Raw genomic sequence first — 17,344 nt, 5'->3', positions numbered from 1 at the left:
ACGAAAATGGGTGCTAACCGAGTTAGCCCACTTTCGTTCAGTGGTGGATTTTTTATTGAATAGAAGATGAGCCTACTAACGATTCGGCTTTATGACCAAGAAGTAATAAACTAATCTTTGCATAGCCAATACTTTTATTTTCTGCAAGAAAATCCTTTATAACTTGTGAATCCATGTCATTGACTAATTTTTGTAATTCTTTCTTATATAAGCGTAAAACAGACCCATAAACAAAATTAGGTGTGCAATTATGAACTTCTTCATCCATAATTAAACAACCCATATATTGAAATTTGAATTGGAATGCTCTTGTTAAATTCACGACATGCAATAGTTTGTCAAAAAGTTGAGGAAAGTCCCGTTTTAATTGTTTAACCGCTTCTTCGGTGGCCATCAATTCATCATGACTAGATATGGTAATCATTATTCGCCCTCCTCTTATTTATCCCATGGTTTTCTAACTGTAATATATTCCGCTAATTCCTTACTTTTCTTTCTTCTTAATCTGCGCATTTCCGCTCTTTCTTTAGCAGTGTTGTAGAGAAATTTTTCTTCTTCTGTTTCTGGGATAATACCAGGAACCTCAACTGGTTGTTTCTTCTCGTCTAATGCAACAAATGTTAAAAATGCAGTTGCAGCCATCCTACGTTCGCCTGTCATCATATCTTCTGCAATTACTTTACAAAAAATTTCCATAGATGTTTTTCCTGTATAGGTAACAAATGATTCAATGCAGACTGAATCAGTTTGGTGAATTGGACATAAAAAGTCGATAGAATCTGTAGATGCTGTTACACATTCCTTTACTCTAGAATGTCTACGTGCTGATAAAGTTGCGACATTGTCGAGTTTTTTCATCAGAACTCCACCGAAAAGAGTATTATAATTATTTAAATCACATGATAATACTTGATCTGTATTAACAATGCGGCTTTCTTTTGTTTTTATAGCTTCCATTTTTAATGCATCCTTTCATATTGGATTTGCACAGGAATGTGCTTCCTTCTGCATTTCTTCATAGAGATGATAAAGTGATACAGAAGCTTGTTAAAAATGGCTGGTACCAAAAACCATTTAAGAAAAAAGTTATTGTTCACTTGATACAAGTGTAGACCTGAGTTTTTGTTAAGTAAAATGGTTATATTTTATCTGAAGTATAGCTTTTATCTATGTAAATGCTTTCAAATGTGAATTGAGTGAATGAGCTGGAAGGGGGGAGATTTTCAAGTAGTGGCAAAAAGAAGGTATCTCAAATTTCTTTTCTAAATAAAGTAGGCGATCCCTAACTGGGGTCGCCTATTTGAAGCTTTCATGGATGTTTATTTGCAGATGTTCCTTCGTAAACTGTAACCATTCCTTTGCTGCAGTCGAAAGGTATTGGTTTTTCCCCCAAATGAGGGCAAGGTTCCAGCTGATCGAAGGATTTACTATTTTTACTGTTCGGACATCCTTGTTTAGATGACGGCAAATGCTTTCTGGTAAAAGGGATATTCCAAGCTTTGAGGCAACCATTTCTTCAATAAAGGACCATTGGGAACTTTCAGAAATAATATGTGGATTAAAGCCAATATTATTACAAGCATTTATGATCCGGTCATTTAAAACAAAATCCTTATTAAAAAGAATAAAAGATTCATTTGCTAATTCTGTTAAATTAACTTCAATATTGTTAGCTAATGGGTGTGTTGGGTGGAGGATTAGTTTCAAGTCTTCCTCCATAAAAGAAAAGTGTTCAAACATTTCATTGTTAGTTGGAAGGACAACAACACCTACATCGAGGAGATTGTTATCCACATCATCTTCTATCTTCTTTGATCCATCTTCAACAAATTGAAAGGTAATTCCTGGGTACTTTTCGTGAAAACAGCCAATGATTTTAAGGAAAAAGTGCGCATCAAATATAGGTGGTAAACCAATTCTAATATGTCCCTTTTTCAAACCTAAAAGATTATCTAACTCTATTTCTAAATTCGTAAACGCTTTGTTGATCAACTTTGCTTGTTCTAATATTGTATGTCCTGCATCGGTTAAGAGAAGCTTTTTTCGAGAGCGATCAAATAATGGCACACCTAATTCTGTTTCAAGGTTTTTAATCATTTTACTAATTGTGGGTTGAGTAATAAATAAGTGCTCGGCTGCCCGGGAGAAGCTATTATTATTTGCAACTTCTATAAAGTATTGTAATTGTTTGATATCCAATGAATTCCACCTACTTGTATAATCTAGTACAGGTATTTAATGTATCATGAATCTGCGACAATTCAAGTATTGTGGAAACAGATAGATATTTATTAATTCTAAGAGGTAATAGCCCATGCTTAATGGGCAGCAAATTTGGCAATATAGACTAACTGCAGGATTTTAAAAATACTTGTGTTTCAAAAATAAGTCTATCTAATTCCTCACTATATTTAATTGTTTCAGGATTATTGAATCCCTTTGTTTGCGCTGTGACAATCATAAGTTTTCTTACTAGATTTATCTTATATGTTAATTCAGAGTAATATTTTGTATTCATAGTTCATTGCTCCCACTAATAGGTATGGTAAATATAACTTTATTATTAATGATTTTGGTGGATTTTGAAATGCTTTCGACAATTCTTCTAGTAAAAAGACATTTTTCCTTAAGAAGTTCCCTAAAGGATCGACTAAAAACTTTTAAATACGTACAAAATCGATGAAACCTTCCAATTTATTAGCGGAAGGTTTTTATTCTTACAGAACAAAAAACAAGAATCTCTACATAATATATTGGCGTTATAGTTCTTAAAATTGTTTAAAAACGCATAACGAGGATTAAATCGGAAAAGATAAATTTAACCAGAGGCGAAAATTTATGGTAAGGAATTGGTGGGAGTGACAGGTGGAAAAGGAAAAAATAAGCTCACTTCAACTTTTTTATATTCTAATTGGGTTTGAATTTGGGACAACAATCATTCTGGGGTTAGGCGCAGGCGCAAAGCAGGATGCTTGGATAGTGATTTTGGTTGCTACTGTATCTAGTCTCGTCTTAATGAGTACTTATGTAAAGCTAGCATCTTTTTATCCGAATATGACATTGATTGAGATCATTCCGAAGTTAATAGGGAAATACCTTGCTTATCCTGTCATCTATTTGTACATTGCTTATTTTATCTACACCGCTGGAAGAGCCTGTCGCGATTTTGGTGATCTGATCGTATCAACAATTCTAGTTAAAACTCCTTTAGTAGTCGTTATTGGGAGCTTTATGGTCTTGGTGATTTATTGTTTACGTGGGGGGGTTGAAATATTTGGCCGTATGGGGGAGGCGGTATTTCCAATCTTTATGTTTTCGTTAACCATTGTGTGGATTCTATTATTAAGTGTTGAATCTATTCAATTTAAAAATCTTACTCCTATCTTAGGGAATGGAGTAAAACCAATATTAAAAGAGGTATATCCAAAGAGTCTAAATTTCCCCTTCGGAGAAACTGTCATTATTATGATGTTTCTTCCTTTTTTAAAAGATCAAAAAAATGCAGGTAAGGTAGGATTTGCTGTGATCTTAATTGGTGGGATCCTGCTCACGATTAATTCAGTATTAATCATATCTGTGGTTGGTCCAGAGCTATACCAAATGGATTACTTCCCGCTACTTTCAGCTACAAGGTTAGTAAGTATTGCGGACTTTTTAGAAAGATTTGATGCATTAATTATTCTAATGATGGTGGCTGGTGTCTTTTTCAAGATGGGTGCATGGATGTATGGTGCAGCAGTAGGGATCGCGCAATTATTCAGTGTGAAAAGCAAGAAAGCAATCATACTTGGTTTAGGTACAATAATAACACCATTATCCTTAGTAATTGGAAGTGACTTTGTAAAGCATTTAGAAATTGGTTTTGGTTTAATTGTTACATATGTTCATACTTTGCTGCACATCATCTTGCCGATTTTATTTCTTTGTATAGCATTTATTCGTAAAAAAGTTCTGTCATAAATGTGGAATATAATTCATCCTTTTGGGAGGTGTATGGAATGAAAATGAAAAGATTGATGAAACTTTTAAGCTCTACTCAAAAAGTTATGAATAAAAATAGCAATACCCATACCAATAAGGATAAAACTGATTATTTAACAGGAGCTCTTGAAGAGGATTTTTATAAAATTAGACGAATGTTTGAAGGTTCCTCAGACTTTACTTATCGAAAATTTGACATAAATAAAACGTATACTGCAATTATTCTATACCTTGATGGACTAGTAGATATGAAAAGAATGGAAAATAATATTTTAGATCCGTTATTAAACCATAATGAAGATTTACAAAAAAGAGAATCCTTAACAATGAAAGATATTGAAGATGAAATAAGCTCAGGACAAGTTAAAAAAGGAGATACTATTCAACAAATTGCTGATCATTTATTTATTGGTGGGACAGTCATCATCATTAATGGGTTCAAACAATCGCTTTTTATAAGTGAACAATCATGGCCACAACGATCAGTAGATGAGCCAGCTTCAGAAGCAGTAGTACTAGGGCCGAGAGAGGGCTTTACTGAAAACATACGAACAAATACAAGCATGCTTCGTAGGAGAATTAAATCACCACAGCTTAAATTGGAAAGCATGAAGTTGGGAAGACTTTCTAAAACTGAGGTCGTAATAACATACGTTGAAGGCATTGCAGAGTCGTCATTAATTGAAGAAGTACGAAGTAGACTTAAGCAGATAGACATTGATGGAATTGAGGATAGTGGATATATTGTAGAATTTATTGAAGACAATCCTTACTCTGTATTTCCTCAAGTATTACAAACGGAAAGGCCAGATCGTGTAGTTGGGAACCTTCTTGAGGGAAGAGTTGGAATAATTGTTGAAAACAGTCCATTTGTACTTGTTGTACCAGTTACTTTTTTTCAAATGATGGCTTCTCCAGAAGATTATTATGGAAGGTTTCTCATGGCATCCTTTATCCGATGCATTCGATATTTATTTTTATTAATTGCCCTGTTGTTTCCTTCAATTTATATTGCCGTAACAACATTTCATCAGGAATTATTACCAACAAACCTCTTGTTTAGTGTCGCTGCTTCTCGAGAGAAGGTACCATTCCCTGCTGTAGTAGAAGCATTGCTAATGGAAATAACATTTGAAGCTTTAAGGGAAGCTGGATTAAGGCTACCTAGACCAATTGGGTCGACAGTAAGTATTGTTGGTGCATTAGTTATCGGTCAAGCTGCAGTTGAAGCAGGAATTGTCTCCGCCCCATTGGTTATCGTTGTTTCCATTACAGGGATTGCATCGTTTATGTTCCCGAGCTACAGCTTGACAGGGGCGATTCGGCTTCTTCGTTTTTTGATGATGTTTTTAGCAGCACTGCTTGGATTTTATGGGATTCTGTTAGGAGGATTTTTTATACTGGTTCATCTTGTCCAGCTCCGTTCATTTGGGGTTCCTTACTTGGCACCTATTGCTCCATTTAATTTCAATAATCTTAAGGATGTCATTATTAGGGTTCCTTGGTGGGGAATGAATGAAAGACCAGAGCAATCTGGTAAAAGGAATTTAAAGAGGTTAGTATCAAAGAAACGTAAATATTAAATCGCTTCTAAGAGGGCAGGATGGTACAGATGAAAACAACTAGAATATTGTTCATTTTTGCAATGTCAGTCTTCTTGCTATCTGGTTGCTGGAATCGAATTGAAATAAATGATATTGCAATCGTTACTGCTGTTGGATTAGATCTAGAAGACGATAAAATTCGTTTATCACTTCAAGTAGCGGTCCCATCAAAGCTAGGTCCAACTAGTGGTACAGCAGGTGGTGGCGAAAATAGTACATTTATGATTTCAGATACTGGTGACACACTTTCTGAAGCATATAGACATCTTCAAGGAAAGTTATCAAGACGCATATTCTTTTCACATAGTAGGGTTTTAATAATAGGGGAAGAACTCGCTAAAAAGGGTGTCTCCCATATTCTTGATTTCTATTCAAGGTTTCATGAGCCTCGGATGAATAGCTATATTATGTTTACAAAAGGCAAAGCCTTTGAAATCATCAAGAATAAACCTACATTAGAAAGTGTGACAGCTGAAGAAACTAGAGAGCTAACGAAGCTTAGTGTGGGGTTGTCCATAAATATTAAAGAGTTTCTCGATATGCTCCTTACTGAAGGCTTAGAGCCAGTAGCTCCCCAATTTGCGTCAGAACCAATGGAAATAGGAGGTAGTGCTGGGACTGATAAAACACAAGCGATCACAGGAGCGGCAGTTTTTAAAGATGATAAATTGGTTGGGTGGATGAACGAATCGCAAACGAGAGGAATTTTATGGTTGCGAGATGAAATGGAGATTGGAGTCATTACCGTCAAAGTCCCAGAAGAAAAGGGTGGTGGTCATATTAGCACGAATATTATTCGAACGGAAACACAAATTGTTCCTAAAATTAAAAATGGAGAGATAAAAATAGCTGTAAATACTACATCAGAAATGAATGTAATGGAAAACGCTTCCGAATTAAATTTAGATGATTCGAAAAACATCGATAAATTACAGGTTGAGATCGAGAAGGAAGTTAAAGATAGAATTCAAAGTGTATTAGATAAGGCAAAAGACGATCTTGGTACAGATATATTTGGTTTTGGAGAAGCTGTGTACAAAAAATATCCAAAACAATGGAATGATAAATATAAAAAAGATTGGAATGAAAGATTTACAGAATTAGAAGTATCGATTCATCCCACTGTATACGTAAGAAGAATCGGTTTAACTAAATAGTATCATATCACTTAGTAAGAGAAGGTTTGATATATGTCTAAGTTTTTGTTGATTTTCGTCATTTTTGTCATCATCTTTGCGTTTGAAATCCCAAAACTAGTTAGGAAAAAAGAAATAAAAGAATTAATCGTCTTTTCCTGTCTTGGGTTGATAGGGTTCATTTTAAGTATCATGTTGGTTATTCGATCGTTTATTTAAATCTAAAAAATATTAATCGTTTTTACAGCTTTTGCTTCTAAAAACGTAATTAGGAAAAGACTGATCATCAATCAGTCTTTTCTTAATCGTATACTTTTAGTGATCATTTTGAAAGGATTGAGAAAAAAATACTAAAATGTCCTTTATTGACCATAATAATCCATATATAGAAAATTGACGACGTAAAAATATGGTTGTAGGAAGGTTTCGATGAGAGTATTCATGTTTCTAATGATCCTGACAATTCTTACTGTTCTTGTAGCAAGTATCGATGCATTTATATATAAGAGTGATTTGATAACCGAAATACTCAAAATCCTTAGTTTTGCCCCTGGAACAAATAAATGGATGGTGTATATCTTTTTATTCATTGGGTTTATCTATCCAATTGTAGCCGGAATTAAGGGGAAGCTTCAAAAGAATGGAATGAAATCCTAGTATGAGTAATCTTGTAGAGAAGATATCTCTTTGGCAGTTATACATTATTATTATATGCTTTCAAATTGGTAGTGCAACCTTGGTTGGGATCGGTAATGAGGCGAAGCAAGATGCTTGGATAGCTGTTATTCTAGCTACATTTATTGGGGTAGGTATCATGCTTTATTATGTATTTCTATTATCAAAGCTACCTGGGAAGAATCTATTTGAATTATTTGTCTTTTGCTTTGGGAAATGGTTTGGAAAGTTTTTCACTCTTTTGTATGTAATTTATTTTTTTTATCTTTCAGCAAGAGTATTAAGAGATTTTTGTGAGCTACTAGTTTCAACAATTTTTGAGTTTACTCCACTCGAAGTTATCTGTATTACGATGATGCTTGTTATCATTTTTATGCTACAACATGGTTTGGAAGTGTTAGGACGTACAAGTGAAGTTTTCTTTCCATATGTTGTGACATTTATCGTTACAACAGGATTAGGCATATGGTTTTCAGGAGGCTTAGAATTTCACCATTTACAGCCGGTGCTTTCAAATGGACTTGGACCTGTATTAAAAGCAGTATTTCCGCAATTGCTCACCTTTCCATTTGGTGAAGCCATTGCCTTTACAGTAATTATTGTTTATGTGGGGAAAATTAAGAAGGTTGGAAGGGTTAGTGCAGCAGCTGTTTTAACTAGTGGTTTATTGTTAACATACGGCTCACTTGTTCAAATTGCTACTTTAGGAGTAGATTTAAAAGAAAGAGCTAATTTTCCCTTACTAAGTGCATCACGCGAAATATCATTATTAAATTTTATAGAACGGGTGGATTTGATCATTGTTTTTTTCGTTATGTTTGGGATTATTGTAAAGGTAAGTATTTTCTTTTATGGAGGATTAAAAGGGCTGGAGCTTATTACGAAAAGGCCCTATCGTACCTTGACCTTTCCGATGGGTACCATTATTGGGTTTCTCACAGTAGTTATTAGCTATAACTTTGTAGAGCACATAGAGGAAGGTCTCAAGTTTGTACCCTGGTATATGCATATGCCATTTCAGTTTGGTTTCCCTGCTATAGTACTCCCTATTTTATTATGGAAAACAAGAAAAAGCAGGAAAAGGAGTCAAGTTTATGAGTAAACTTTCTTATATGTTTCAGCGTAGAAAAAATAAAAAAAGTGGGGAAACAACTGAGAAAGAGATTTTTGACAAGGAAGGTATTCCAAAGAATTATGACCCTAAGCTAGAAATTAATTTAAAGAGTTTGCATGAGTTATTTTATCAAACATCAGATTATCAGAAAATTGATATAAAAATAGGTAGCAAGAACGGTTGTGTTTGCTATTTAGGTACTACACTGAATAAAAATGAGCTAAATTCACAAGTATTAGAACCTTTAAGAGACGCATTTAAAGAGGTTAAAGAAGATGATAAAGATATTGATAAAATTAGGGAAGCCTATTTTCCAGCAGTTGCATATGAGTATGCAGAGACACTCCATCAGATTGTATGGCAGATGCTCAACGGCTTTGCAGTAATATTAGTAGATGAGCATATGAAGGCCTTGGGTTTGAACATTGGTGGAATGGAAAAACGATCAATTGATGAGCCAAGTACACAAACGATTATCCGGGGACCAAAGGACGGTTTTGTAGAAGATATTGATACAAATATCGGATTAGTTAGAAGAAGAATAAAGAATCCGCGGCTAGTATTTGAAAATTTTCATGTTGGAAGTGATTCACATACAAAGCTCGTAATTGGTTATATGAAGGGAATTGTTAATGAGGATATATTAGATGAAGTAAAACAAAGAGTTCAAAAAATAAAGACATCGGGTGTGCTAGATACTGGGAATATTGAAGAGTTTATTACAGATGATAACTTTACTTTTTTTCCTCTCATTTTCAACACTGAGCGCCCAGATAGTATTAGTGGGAATCTATTAGAAGGGAAAATTGCGATTTTTCTTGATGGGACTCCCTTTGTATTGATCGTTCCCTCTGTTTTTACAGATTTCTTTCAGTCAACAGAAGACTATTACCAGCCTTTTTTTATGACAAGCTTTATACGGATCGTTCGCTATACCGCTTTTATGATAACTTTAACATTTCCCTCATTGTATGTGGCATTAACAACTTATCACCATGAGCTTTTACCGACTCCGCTTCTAATAAGTGTTCAAGGTCAGAGGGAGGGAGTACCATTTCCAGCTGTTATTGAAATATTAATAATGGAACTTACATTTGAAGTTTTACGGGAAGCGGGGGTCAGAATGCCTAGAGCAGTTGGGCAAACGCTTTCTATAGTAGGTGCTCTTGTAATCGGACAAGCTGCTGTTGAAGCTGGATTAGTATCCAATGTATTAGTCATTGTTGTTGCATTCTCAGCAATTGCAAGCTTCGTATCGCCGATATATAATTTTTCAATCGCTGCTCGCCTTATAAGATTTATTTTAATATTTATGGCAGCTTCCTTAGGTTTATATGGAATTCTTATCTCACTTATCATAATGGTTATTCATTTGGTAAGTTTACGAACATTCGGAGTCTCTTATTTAACACCTGTAGCACCGTTTAAGCTAAAGGACCAGAAAGACGTCTTTATAAGATTCCCTATTTGGTCAGATCGAAATAGACCTTCCTACTTAGTGACAGATGCTCCAGTAAAAGAGGAAGGATCGTCACGACCTTCTCCACCTGATTCGAGTTCACAGGGGGAGAAAACAAAATGAACAAAAAAATGATTGGTTTTTTTGTGTTAATGTCCTTCCTATTAACCGGTTGTTGGGATAAAGAAGAGTTAAATGACGTATCAATAGTTACAGGAATTGCCGTTGATCCCGGCGAAGAAAAAAAGTATAAGATGACGGTTGAAATCGTTAATTCTCCAGAGTATGGAAAACAAGGAGCCCTAGGGAATACACCGGTTATTACTTATTCATTAGAGGGAAACTCTCTTTCGGAATTATCTAATAAAATGAATGTTGGATTGGACCGTAAGCTGATCTATTCCCATACGAGAGTCCTTTTTATCAATGAGGAAATCGCACGAGAAGGATTGTTTGGATTTTTAGATTTCTTAGAGAGAAGCGGACATTTCCGTAATGACTTTAATATTCTTATTACAAAGGGAAATCCTGCCTCTGATTTCACAAAAATCACTTACCCTATTCAAAAAAGTCCATCTTTAAAACTACATAAACAAATCCAGACATTTCTAGAAGAATGGGGAGGAGATCCCCGCGTGCGATTGACTGATTTTATATCTTCTATTATTTCTAAAGGCAAAAATCCAGTTGCTGCAACTGTTGTACTAAAGGGTGATGTAGAGAAGGGGAAAAATGTTGAGAATAATAAATCATTAGAACCAGAGGCGCTTATTCTCATAGATGGGATTGCCATTTTTAAGGATGATAAAATGCTTGGGTCTATACCATTGAAGGAAACAAGAGCTTATTTATGGACACAAAAGTTAAAACATACGAGCTTAAGTATACCGTGTGAAGAAGGAAAAGAGGAGAAAGAGCTTTATTTTGATGTAAGGGTTTCTAGGTCTAATACTAAACTTAAGGTAAGTTACAAAAATAACAATCCCAAACTTATCGTGAAGATTACAGGGGAAACAAAAATACAAGGGTCAGAATGTACGAACGATCTAACGAAAATCGACGTTTTTATGGAATACGAGAAAAAGATTAATGAGTTTGTAAAAAAAGATATCACTTCTACGATACAGAGTATACAAGAAGAATATGGTGTAGACATCTTTGGATTTGGAGAAGCATTATATCGCCAAGACCCTCAAAAATTCAAAAAAGAAGAAAGCAAATGGGATGAAGTGTTTGCAGAAGCTGAGGTCGATGTTGAGGTGGATCTTCATTTATTGCGATCAGGTATTAAAAATAAAAGTTTTATGACAGATCTAAAAACAAATAAAGAGTAACAATTGAGAACATGATTATGAAAAAATGAAGCCAACCATCTTCGTCACGCCACCAATAAAGATGTTACGCCGAGGGTTGGTTGGCTAAAATTACATATGTCTTATTTAATGAGGGTTCTATTGATAGCTGATTGGATGATCTTTGCAACACCATGCTCATCATTTGTCAAAGTAATTTCATCGCTAATTTCTTTAACCTCTTGTCTTGCATTGCCCATCGCAACTCCTCTTCCTGCTAGTTTTAGCATCGAAACATCATTCATGCTATCACCGATTGCGATTGTGCTAGTAAGAGGAATATTGAGCTTCTTCGAGAGGCGTCTTAAGGCATTCCCCTTAGATGCCTCGCAGTGTTCAAGCTCAAAGTTATGATGTGCTGAGGATACGATAGTTAGTGCATCTATGTTTCCGTATTTTGCCCACCCTGTTGCTAATTTTTCCTCGAAGAACGAAAAAGCAAGGATGTTATAAACCTCAGCAGAAGCATTCTTTATATCTTTATAAGAATCAATAAAACAAAAACCAGTTTGACTAAATTGCTTTACTAAAGCTTCCTCTAAGCTAGAGATATTAACCTCAGGGTTTGCACTTTTCATTCGATCAATTTCTATTTTCAAAAGTTCTCTTCCATTCTGAGGTGTGAAAATACATTCCTTGCTAAAGACTTCATAGTAGTAGCCATCTTCTTCTAAAGAACGTAGGATATCATAGGCTAGCTCAGGTTCGATTGGTTGTGAATAATAAAGTGAACTATCGGGTGCATGGATCGTAGCCCCATTAGCCCCTATAATCCACGTTTTTACCCCAGTGTTTTTAAAAAGAGCTTGCACATCAAAATGAGCACGACCAGTAGCGATAACAACCTCAATCCCAGCATTTTGAGCATTTTTTATTGCCTCAAGGTTTTCAGTGCTTATTTGACTCTTACTATTTAAGAGAGTCCCATCTAAATCGATTGCAATCAATTTCGTCATATTATCGACCTCCATCAAGTGATTGAGACACAATCAGTAATTCCACCCCATGCTTCTCAAGAAGCTCTTGAAATTCTTCATCTATTTCCTGATCTGTAATAAATAAATCAATATCGTTTAAGGTTGCACAGCGAAAATAACCAGTAACACCAATTTTTGTATTGTCTGCTAGGAGGATCACTTGATCTGCTTGCTGAATCATTTTTTGCATGACCATTCCATCCTCTTCATGTGCAACTGTTAAACCTTGCTCAGAAATACCGACACAACCAATAAACGTTTTGTCTACATGGTAATGTGAAAGTTTTTCAATGACAGAAGTTCCGTATAAATAACGATGTTCTTTGTGGAATTCACCACCAAGTAATTGAATATGGGCTTGTGAATTCTTCGCTAAAATATCTGCTTGATTTATAGAATTCGTGATAACTGTACATTCAATATCCTCTAAATGTTCTGCACATGCTTGAACGGTTGTTGATGTATCAAGAATAATATAATCACCAGGCATTATTAGTGAGGCAGCCTTTTTTCCAATCCGTTTCTTTTCGGATGAGACTAGGCTTAAACGGTTAGAGTAATCCTTAATCACATGCTGGCCTGAAGGAAGAATGGCTCCTCCTCGTGTTCGGATAATCGCTTTATCTTCCTCAAGTTTTACTAAATCTCTTCTCGCTGTATCTCTTGATACGTCAAAAAGGCTACAGATTTCATCAACAGATATTCGTTTCGCTTTTTTTAAATAATCGATAATTGAGCGTAATCTTTCTTCTTGGAACATTAAATCAGCCCTTGTTTAAGTGTTTTTAAGTATATATAAGTATTTATAATTAATTATAAGTGATTTCTAATTGTGCTTCAAGTTAAATTATGAATAATAAGCAATATGGCCGAATGACATATATATAAAGCAAGTGAATTTCGTTACTGTTTTTGTTATTAAGGAACGTCTTATGGTATAAATGGAGTAGATAAATGTAAGGCGTTACAATCAAGAAACAGGTGAAAAGTATGAATGAAAGACAAAAAGAAATTTTAAGAATATTAGTAACTGAATCTGGAAAGCCATTATTTGTACAGGATATCGCGGAACGCGTAGGTTATTCTGAGAAAACAATTCGAAATGATTTTAAAACAATTGAAATCTATTTGCGAGAAAACACAAGTGCAAAGTTGATTCGCAAGCCTGGTCTGGGTGTATATATAGATATGGATGATCTTGAAAAAGCTCAGCTTTTTCAAATGCTCCAGTTAACTAGCTCAATGACTAAAGATGAAGAGGATTCAACTCGACTGTTACATATTGCTTATGAACTCATTATGGGCAGAGAGCCAATTTCTGCGCAGGAACTTGCAGAAAAGCATTATGTTAATAAATCAATAATAAAAAAAGATCTAGAAAAACTTGAGAAATGGTTAACTCAAAAAGAATTATCCTTACAATCAAAACAAAAAATCGGCCTAAGCATTGAGGGTTCTGAAACGAATAAAAGAAGAGCTTTAGCGAATTTGTCCGATTTAAACAATGAACCAACAACTGGGTGGGCGTTTTTGCTAAACAAGTTTTCACAGCATGAAATTGAAATAATCCAAAGAGAACTACTAGACTTTCAACAGATCCATTCATTATTTTTCACTGATGAAACAAATGACAGACTTTTAACTCATATTCTCCTGATGATCAGAAGAATGAAATTAGGGCAGCCTATTTCGCTCGCTAAAGAAGATATGAACATTGTAAAGGATAAGTTGGAATTTGAATGGGCACATACTTTTCTAAAGAAGCTTGAAATTATGTTCGTTGTACACTTTTCAGAGGAGGAAATTGCTTATTTTACATTGCATCTGCTAGGAGGCAGGTTTCGGATACAGCATAATCAAGAAATTAGTGAGATCTATGAAAATCCCAAAATGAATGCTCAACTTTCGGCTATTATTAAAGAGCTCATATCGAATATGACTGAACTAACTAAGGTTGATTTTACGAATGACAGCTCGTTAAAAGAAGGTTTGCATATACACTTATACTCAGCTTTAAATCGCTTAACGTACGGTCTTACGGTCTCTAACCCAATGCTTTATGAAATCAAAAGGATGTACCCATATGTATTTGATTCGGTCATACATGTATTAGAGGAAATCAACCATATGTTTTCAATTGAAATTCCAGAGGAAGAGGCGGCATATTTAACGATCCACTTTCAGGCTTCAATTGAGCGGCTTCGTCAAAATATAGGAAATGACCATAATGTGATCATCGTTTGTCATATGGGCATCGGAATGTCACAATTATTAAATGCGAAGATAGAGAAAAAAATCCAATCTATAAATATAATTGGTTGTATTGCAAAAGCTGATTTACGAGACTATTTAACTAATCATGAGGTAGATCTGATTATATCAACGATTGATCTCCCTGATGTCATGATTCCTCATATTGTCATTTCACCTTTATTAGAAGGGGCAGAAGAAAAAAGGCTTAAAGCATTTATTGCAAAACAAACTACATCAACTGAAGAAAATCAACATCATAGTATGCTAAATCAGTTTATCGAAACATCCACCCTTTTCCTAAATCAAGCCAGTGATCATCGCTTTAAAATCATAGAAAAGTTGGCAAACGCATTATATGAAGCTGGATTTGTGGATAATAAGTATGGTCATAGTGCCATCATAAGGGAAAGGATGTCAGCAACAACGATTGGATCAGGCATAGCCATTCCACATGGTAACCCAAAGCTAATTAAGAAGCCTGCTATCGCGGTAGCAACCTTGAAGCATCCAATAGAATGGGAAATAGAAAAGGTTTCATTAGTCTTTATGCTAGCAGTTCCGAATCAAGATCAACAAGCAACAAAGCAACTATTTCGGGAATTATCGTCTATTAGTGAACAGCCTAGGTTAATAAAGAAATTAACTGAAGCAATGTCGATCGACCAATTTTTATCGCTGTTAAATAAGTGAAGCCTCTTTTCTAAGAGATTGTTGCTTTTGAAACAAAAACTAATTCAGGTTGATTGGAGCGGAGGTGCGAGACTCCTGCGGGTGAAGCGGGACAGGTGAGACTCATGCAGGCGTTTACGCCGAGGAGGCTCACCGCCCGCCCCGCGGAAAGCGAGCAACTCTCGCTGCAATCAACCACACCGCATTACTTGGTAAATAGCAACAAAGTTTACGAAAACAGCCTAAGTGAAAGATAACGTGAAAAACCTGTTAAATGATAAATTTAACAGGTTTTTCTAATGAAAAGAGTTAATGTTGGAATTAATGATAGTATTCAATTATTTAAAATACTCTCTTCTAAGACAGCAGATTTATCTCCGTACACTTTTGTGATATGTTTTTCTCCCCAATCACATAGGGATGACAAGATACTTTCTAAGCTCTTTCCATAATCACTTAGTTCATATTCAACTTTTGGCGGGATTTGATTGTAAACAATACGGTTAATAACCCCATCTTGCTCTAATTCACGTAATTGTTGTGTTAGCATTTTCTGTGTGATTGTTGGCATTAGACGCTTTAATTCACTTGTACGTTTTTTACCATGTGTGAGATGGCAAAGAATGACGCATTTCCATTTGCCGCCGATAACTTCTAACGTTGCTTCTACTGATATATTGTACTTCTTTTTCTCCATATAACCCCTCCTAAATATAGGTACCAAAAAGTACCTATATAACTTTTAGGTGCCTTCAGCACAAAAAAGTGCGTACTTTCCAATTGTGTTTCCATAATTCATAATAACATTTGCAAGCCGATAGTTACTATTTATTCATTTTAATGTTTGTTTCTATTATTAGTAATTTAAACGGAAAATAGGAGGAGAAATTATGTCGATAGATAAAAAGCGTAGTACTCTGGCATTGCTTGCATTAGCAGTGAGTGCATTTGCCATTGGTACGACGGAATTTATTAGTGTTGGATTACTACCACTAATTGCTGAAGATTTAAATATTCCTGTGACCACTGCAGGGTTAACTGTTTCTTTATATGCGTTAGGAGTGACCTTTGGAGCACCTATCTTAACATCTTTAACATCAAGCATGTCACGTAAATCCTTATTGCTTTGGATTATGGTGATCTTTATTATTGGTAACAGTTTAGCTGCAAGTGCTACAAGTATTGGTGTCTTACTAGTAGCTCGGGTCATTTCAGCCTTGTCACATGGTGTGTTTATGTCCATTGGCTCGACAATTGCAGCAGATTTAGTACCAGAAAATCGAAGAGCTAGTGCTATCTCTATTATGTTTACAGGACTTACAGTCGCAACCGTTACAGGAGTACCATTTGGAACATATATCGGGCAACAATTCGGCTGGAGATTTGCCTTCTTCGCAATTATTATCATTGGTATTATTGCATTTATTGCCAACAGCATCCTTATTCCATCTGATTTACGAAAAGGACTTCCGACAAGCCTTCGAGATCAGGTCAAACTTGTGACAAACGGTCGTTTATTACTACTATTCATTATTACTGCATTAGGCTATGGTGGAACATTCGTTGTATTTACGTATTTATCTCCATTATTACAAGAGATTACTGGTTTTAAGAGTGAAACAGTTGCGATTATTTTGCTTGTTTACGGAATTGCTATAGCAATTGGGAATATGATTGGTGGAAAGTTATCTAACCGAAATCCACTTGGTTCATTGTTTTATATGTTTATTGTCCAAGCTATTGTCCTTTTTATTTTGATGTTCACAGCACCATTTAAACTAGCTGGTCTTATTACGATACTCTTAATGGGTTTACTAGCCTTCATGAATGTACCAGGCCTACAAGTATATGTCGTGATCCTAGCTGAACGATTTGTACCAAGTGCGGTTGATGTGGCCTCTGCAATTAATATTGCTGCATTTAATGCAGGTATTGCAATCGGTTCGTATTTGGGTGGTTTGATTACAGATTCTATTGGACTCATTCATACTTCATGGATCGGTGCGGTGATGGTTCTACTAGCCGCAATTCTAACTGGTTTTAGTCGAGCTCTTGAACGAAAAGATCAGGTAAGTAAGGCGGCGTAGAATTTTTGAGAAAAGTAATATTTAAAGGAGGTGTTCC

Annotated in this window: 17 protein-coding genes; 10 read left to right on the top strand and 7 right to left on the bottom strand. The window is 35.3% G+C overall.

All coding sequences use genetic code 11. From position 1 onward, the window contains the following. Nucleotides 1–52 precede the first annotated feature (52 nt). From I7822_RS15335 to I7822_RS15320, 4 genes are all read right to left on the bottom strand, one after another. Entirely contained in the window at nt 53–424 is a 372-nt protein-coding gene (locus I7822_RS15335) for a hypothetical protein (protein WP_207979697.1), read from the bottom strand. 14 nt (nt 425–438) lie between these two features. Next, entirely contained in the window at nt 439–957 is a 519-nt protein-coding gene (locus tag I7822_RS15330) for an acyl-CoA thioesterase (protein WP_207979696.1), read from the bottom strand. Between the two features lie 339 nt (nt 958–1,296). Beyond that, nucleotides 1,297–2,199, bottom strand: a complete 903-nt coding sequence (cidR, locus tag I7822_RS15325; protein ID WP_207979694.1) for a cidABC operon transcriptional activator CidR — start codon at nt 2,197–2,199, stop codon at nt 1,297–1,299. 148 nt (nt 2,200–2,347) lie between these two features. After that, nucleotides 2,348–2,518 carry an aspartyl-phosphate phosphatase Spo0E family protein gene (locus tag I7822_RS15320; RefSeq protein WP_207979692.1) on the bottom strand — a complete coding sequence of 57 codons (171 nt, stop codon included), beginning with the start codon at nt 2,516–2,518 and terminating at the stop codon, nt 2,348–2,350. 347 nt (nt 2,519–2,865) lie between these two features. Between I7822_RS15320 and I7822_RS15315 the strand changes: the two genes are divergently transcribed. The 8 genes from I7822_RS15315 (at nt 2,866) to I7822_RS15280 (ending at nt 11,303) form a co-directional block, all read left to right on the top strand. Beyond that, complete coding sequence (locus I7822_RS15315) at nt 2,866–3,960, top strand: GerAB/ArcD/ProY family transporter (RefSeq protein WP_207979690.1); 1,095 nt, start codon at nt 2,866–2,868, stop codon at nt 3,958–3,960. A 38-nt stretch (nt 3,961–3,998) separates the two neighbouring features. Continuing rightward, nucleotides 3,999–5,564 (top strand): spore germination protein, encoded by a 1,566-nt coding sequence (locus I7822_RS15310; RefSeq protein WP_207979688.1) that lies wholly within the window; start codon nt 3,999–4,001, stop codon nt 5,562–5,564. 29 nt (nt 5,565–5,593) lie between these two features. Continuing rightward, a complete protein-coding gene (locus tag I7822_RS15305) occupies nt 5,594–6,742 on the top strand; it encodes a Ger(x)C family spore germination protein (RefSeq protein ID WP_207979686.1) in 1,149 nt (382 codons plus the stop codon). Nucleotides 6,743–6,775: 33 nt separating this feature from the next. Beyond that, nucleotides 6,776–6,940: a hypothetical protein gene (locus I7822_RS15300; protein ID WP_207979684.1), complete on the top strand. Its 165-nt coding sequence runs from the start codon at nt 6,776–6,778 to the stop codon at nt 6,938–6,940. 210 nt (nt 6,941–7,150) lie between these two features. After that, nucleotides 7,151–7,378 (top strand): hypothetical protein, encoded by a 228-nt coding sequence (locus tag I7822_RS15295; RefSeq protein WP_207979682.1) that lies wholly within the window; start codon nt 7,151–7,153, stop codon nt 7,376–7,378. Between the two features lies 1 nt (nt 7,379). Continuing rightward, on the top strand, nt 7,380–8,498 hold the full coding sequence (locus I7822_RS15290; protein WP_207979680.1) for a GerAB/ArcD/ProY family transporter: 1,119 nt from the start codon (nt 7,380–7,382) through the stop codon (nt 8,496–8,498). Beyond that, nucleotides 8,491–10,092, top strand: coding sequence for a spore germination protein (locus I7822_RS15285; protein WP_207979679.1), 1,602 nt, complete (start codon nt 8,491–8,493; stop codon nt 10,090–10,092). The genes I7822_RS15290 and I7822_RS15285 overlap by 8 nt, the downstream gene beginning before the upstream one ends. Further along, nucleotides 10,089–11,303, top strand: a complete 1,215-nt coding sequence (locus I7822_RS15280) for a Ger(x)C family spore germination protein (protein ID WP_207979677.1) — start codon at nt 10,089–10,091, stop codon at nt 11,301–11,303. Before I7822_RS15285 ends, I7822_RS15280 begins: the two co-directional genes overlap by 4 nt. 101 nt (nt 11,304–11,404) lie before the next feature. Here the strand turns inward: I7822_RS15280 and I7822_RS15275 are convergent, their stop codons facing one another. Together I7822_RS15275 and I7822_RS15270 are read right to left on the bottom strand one after the other, a co-directional pair. Further along, nucleotides 11,405–12,277: a Cof-type HAD-IIB family hydrolase gene (locus I7822_RS15275; protein ID WP_207979676.1), complete on the bottom strand. Its 873-nt coding sequence runs from the start codon at nt 12,275–12,277 to the stop codon at nt 11,405–11,407. Nucleotide 12,278: 1 nt separating this feature from the next. Then, nucleotides 12,279–13,058 carry a DeoR/GlpR family DNA-binding transcription regulator gene (locus I7822_RS15270; RefSeq protein WP_207979674.1) on the bottom strand — a complete coding sequence of 260 codons (780 nt, stop codon included), beginning with the start codon at nt 13,056–13,058 and terminating at the stop codon, nt 12,279–12,281. A 230-nt stretch (nt 13,059–13,288) separates the two neighbouring features. On the opposite strand from I7822_RS15270, the gene I7822_RS15265 reads away from it, so the two are divergent. Then, nucleotides 13,289–15,241 (top strand): BglG family transcription antiterminator, encoded by a 1,953-nt coding sequence (locus tag I7822_RS15265; protein WP_243459485.1) that lies wholly within the window; start codon nt 13,289–13,291, stop codon nt 15,239–15,241. A 313-nt stretch (nt 15,242–15,554) separates the two neighbouring features. Here I7822_RS15265 and I7822_RS15260 read toward each other — a convergent pair whose 3' ends face one another. Continuing rightward, nucleotides 15,555–15,917 (bottom strand): winged helix-turn-helix transcriptional regulator, encoded by a 363-nt coding sequence (locus I7822_RS15260; protein ID WP_207979671.1) that lies wholly within the window; start codon nt 15,915–15,917, stop codon nt 15,555–15,557. A 193-nt stretch (nt 15,918–16,110) separates the two neighbouring features. Between I7822_RS15260 and I7822_RS15255 the strand changes: the two genes are divergently transcribed. Next, a complete protein-coding gene (locus I7822_RS15255) occupies nt 16,111–17,307 on the top strand; it encodes an MFS transporter (protein WP_207979670.1) in 1,197 nt (398 codons plus the stop codon). Nucleotides 17,308–17,344: the final 37 nt, after the last annotated feature.

Origin of the sequence: Metabacillus bambusae, from assembly GCF_017497975.1 — a bacterium.
In the GTDB taxonomy this organism is placed as follows: domain Bacteria; phylum Bacillota; class Bacilli; order Bacillales; family Bacillaceae; genus Metabacillus; species Metabacillus bambusae.
This window is presented reverse-complemented; position numbering and strand designations above follow the sequence as displayed.